The sequence below is a fragment of the Aeromonas sp. 603607 genome (assembly GCF_049171595.1).
In the GTDB taxonomy this organism is placed as follows: Bacteria; Pseudomonadota; Gammaproteobacteria; order Enterobacterales; family Aeromonadaceae; genus Aeromonas; species Aeromonas veronii.
Genome location: NZ_JAAKOV010000039.1, coordinates 1 through 622 on the forward strand (window position 1 = coordinate 1; position 622 = coordinate 622).

General features: G+C 51.3%; 1 rRNA gene. It reads right to left on the bottom strand.

Annotated features, from left to right (window positions below):
- Positions 1–458 (bottom strand): 16S ribosomal RNA (locus tag G5315_RS20495); the annotation flags it as partial.
- Positions 459–622 lie beyond the last annotated feature (164 nt).

Here is a 622-nt window from a genome sequence, read left to right on the forward strand (position 1 = left end):
ACCTTTCCTCCTCGCTGAAAGTGCTTTACAACCCGAAGGCCTTCTTCACACACGCGGCATGGCTGCATCAGGGTTTCCCCCATTGTGCAATATTCCCCACTGCTGCCTCCCGTAGGAGTCTGGACCGTGTCTCAGTTCCAGTGTGGCTGATCATCCTCTCAGACCAGCTAGGGATCGTCGCCTTGGTGAGCCATTACCTCACCAACTAGCTAATCCCACCTGGGTTCATCCAATCGCGCAAGGCCCGAAGGTCCCCTGCTTTCCCCCGTAGGGCGTATGCGGTATTAGCTACCGTTTCCAGTAGTTATCCCCCTCGACTGGGCAGATCCCCAGGCATTACTCACCCGTCCGCCGCTCGCCGGCAAAAGTAGCAAGCTACTTTCCCGCTGCCGCTCGACTTGCATGTGTTAGGCCTGCCGCCAGCGTTCAATCTGAGCCATGATCAAACTCTTCAATTTAAGTTTGGTTGCTTCGAAAAGCGGCTCAATGAATTGCTGAAATAAACTGTTCGACTTCTTATTGCTAAGAAATCGTCTTGGTCACTTCACCAGACATTGAAAATCAAAAATTGTTTTTGATGTTCGATGCTGTGAGTGCCCACACAGATTGCTTGATTCAAATT